This window comes from Streptomyces sp. NPDC059443 (assembly GCF_042750105.1).
Classification (GTDB): Bacteria; Actinomycetota; Actinomycetes; order Streptomycetales; family Streptomycetaceae; genus Streptomyces.
On the sequence record NZ_JBHYVM010000070.1, the window covers coordinates 1 to 3,276 of the forward strand.

Consider the following 3,276-nt stretch of genomic DNA (forward strand, 5'->3'; position numbering starts at 1 on the left):
ATCAGGACGTCGGTGGCACGGTTGATGCCGTCGATCAGGGAGTGGCGGCAGCCGTACTTGTTGTCGAACTTCGACTTCGTCACGGCGTCGTTCACGTTGATCGCCGGGAAGAGCAGGGAGCCTTCGGCCATCATCTCGTAGAGACGGTGGACGCCGGTGGTGGTCTCCTCGGTCACGCCGCGGATCTCGGACGCGAGCTGCGTCCACTTCTGCGGGGCCTCACCCAGGGTGCGGTTGAGGAGCGTGAGGATGTGGGCGTACTCCTCGGAGTCGGCCGTGGACGGGTCCGGGGCCGCGCCGATCTTCTCGAACTCGACGCCCTTGTGCACGAGGAGGGTGGCGTCGCCACCGTCGTCGAGGATCATGTTGGGGCCGCCGGTGGGGGTGTTCGGCCAGGTCAGAGCCTGCTCCGTGCACCACCAGTACTCCTCCAGCGTCTCGCCCTTCCAGGCGAAGACGGGAACGCCCTGCGGGTTGTCCACGGTGCCGTTCGGGCCGACCGCGATGGCGGCGGCCGCGTGGTCCTGGGTGGAGAAGATGTTGCAGGAGGCCCAGCGGACGTCGGCGCCGAGGGCGACGAGGGTCTCGATGAGGACGGCCGTCTGCACGGTCATGTGCAGGGAGCCGGTGACGCGGGCGCCGGCCAGGGGCTGGGTCTTCGCGTACTCGGCGCGGATCGACATCAGACCGGGCATCTCGTGCTCGGCGAGGGTGATCTCCTTGCGGCCGAAGTCCGCGAGGGAGATGTCCGCGACCTTGAAGTCGGTGAATGCGGCAGTCATGTGGATGCTGCTCCTGGGTCGAGAGGAGGAATGGGTACGGCTGAGCAGTACACCGCCCGTAGGGGACGACGTACACGGCGCTCAGTCCGTCGGAGGTCCTCTCTCCCCTCGGCAGGTCCCTGAGGGACCGCCCGACCGCCATCAGCAGCGACGCCTGACACTGATGACGAATCTACACCGATCGGCGGAGCGAGATCCATTGAATCTTGCTTCATGCGGTGTCCCGTGTTCAGGCCTTCCAGCGGAACACTTCAGGGCCTTTCGGACTTTTACTCCACCCCTGCGGTGTTGGAGGATGCCGGTGGACCGGGTCGTGAGCGCGGTCCGCATCACGATGGCGTGAGGAGATTTCAGTGACCAGTCCGGCAGGCCCTCCTGGCGACGGGGGCACGAGCGGGCGCAAGCCCGTGAAGTTGGTCGCCGTTACCGCGTGCCCCACGGGGATCGCGCACACCTACATGGCCGCTGAGAAGCTCCAGCAGGCCGCCGACCGCCTCGGCATATCGATGAAGGTGGAGACGCAAGGCTCGATCGGGGCCGAGAACGTACTCACTGACAACGATGTCAGGGAGGCGGACGGCGTCATCATCGCCGCCGACAAGGAGGTGGACCTCGACCGCTTCGCCGGCAAGCGGGTCCTGTCCACGGGCGTCGCGGACGGCATCCACAAGCCGGAGGAACTCTTCGAGCGCGTGCGCAGCGCGCCGGTACAGGCCGGGACCTCGGCGGCACCGGGCAGCGGCGGCGGGGGCGGCGGCGGGCAGCGCAGCCAGGCGTACAAGGCGCTGATGAACGGCGTCTCCCACATGATCCCGTTCGTGGTCGTGGGCGGTCTGCTGCTCGCGGTGTCGCTGTCCCTGGGCGGGCACGCGGATCCCAAGGGCGGGCTGGTCATTCCCGATGGGACCTTCTGGTTCTACGTCAACAAGCTGGGCGTGACCGGCTTCAGCCTGATGCTGCCGATCTTCTCCGGCTACATCGCCTACGCGCTGGGTGACCGGCCGGCCCTCGTACCCGGCATGATCGGCGGCTTCCTCGCCGCCGACGCCGTGCACATCTACGGGGCCGACGCGAACGCGGGCTTCCTGGGCGCCATCGCGACGGGCTTCCTCGCGGGCTACCTGGTCGTGTGGATCAAGAAGGTCAAGGTCCCCAAGGTCGTCCAGCCGATCATGCCGATCATCGTGATCCCGATCGTGTCGACACTGGTCCTGGGCCTGTTGTACATCTACGTGATCGGCCAGCCGATCTCCTGGCTGTTCACGCACCTGACCAGCTGGCTGAACGGGATGACCGGCTCCAGCGCGATCGTGCTCGGCACCCTGATCGGCCTGATGATCGCCTTCGACATGGGCGGTCCGGTCAACAAGACCGCGTTCCTCGTCGCCGTCGGCCTCATCGGCACCAACAACCACGTCATGGGCATGGCCGCCGCGGCCATCCCCGTCATGCCGCTCGGCCAGGGTCTGGCCACGCTGCTGCGCCGCAAGCTCTACAGCGACGAGGAGCGGGAGACCGGCCTCGCGGCCCTGTTCATGGGCTTCTTCGGCATCTCGGAAGGCGCGATCCCCTTCGCCGCCGCCAGGCCCGCCCAGGTCATCCCGGCGAACATGCTCGGCGGCGCGGTGGCCGGTGCGATCGCCGGTGTGGCCGGGGTCCAGGACTCCGTGCCGCACGGTGGCCCGATCGTCTCGCTGTTCGGTGCGATCGAGGGAGTGGCGATGTTCTTCGTCGCCATCGCGGCCGGCGCCGTCGTGACGGCGCTGACCACCAACGCGCTGATCGAGTTCAAGCAGCGCCGGGACGGCGTGTCCCCCGGGCCCGCGGTGCTCGTACCGGAGCCGGCCCTGGTCGGGGCCGGTGTGGGTGCCGGTGTGGGTTCGGGTCTCGGCTCCGGTCTCGGTGCCGGTACGGCCGTACGGGCCCAGGCCGCGGCCGCGGCACCCGTCGCAGTCGCCGGGGCCGGGAAGCCGGAGGTGCTGTCCGGGTACCTGACCGAGCGGACCGTCAAGACCGAGCTGGCCTCGGGCTCCAAGGACGCGGCGATCCGCGAGATGGCGGAGATGCTGGCCACCACCGGCAACGTCCGCGACGTGGACGAGCTCGTACGGGTCGCCCTCGCCCGGGAGGCGCAGGGCACGACGGGTCTCGGCGAGTCGATCGCGATCCCGCACGCAAAGACGGACGCGGTGACCCGGCCGACGGTGGGCTTCGCCCGGTCCGACGAGGGCATCGAGTGGGGCGCGCTGGACGGGACGAAGGCCCGGCTGGTGTTCATGATCTCGGTGCCGGAGGCGGCCGCCGGGGACGAGCACCTGCGGATCCTGGCGCTCCTGTCGCGCAAGCTGATGGACGCCGGCTTCCGGGAGCGGCTGCAGTCCGCGCCGGACGGGGCCGCGATCCTGGACGTACTGCGCGAGATCCAGTAGTCACGGCGCGCGCGGCGCGCCGGGGCCCCCGCGGGGTCGCGGGTGTGGGGGGGGGGTGGGGGGCG

The 3,276-nt window shown here is 69.4% G+C and carries 2 protein-coding genes; one reads left to right on the forward strand and one right to left on the reverse strand.

The window, feature by feature from the left end; all coding sequences use genetic code 11:
- Window positions 1-782: adenosylhomocysteinase (locus ACFXDJ_RS35755; RefSeq protein ID WP_384663898.1), on the reverse strand; the 782-nt coding region annotated here is incomplete at its 3' end.
- Between the two features lie 353 nt (window positions 783-1,135).
- Here ACFXDJ_RS35755 and ACFXDJ_RS35760 point away from each other — a divergent pair.
- Entirely contained in the window at window positions 1,136-3,211 is a 2,076-nt protein-coding gene (locus ACFXDJ_RS35760) for a fructose-specific PTS transporter subunit EIIC (protein WP_384663896.1), read from the forward strand.
- The last annotated feature ends 65 nt before the right edge of the window (window positions 3,212-3,276 follow it).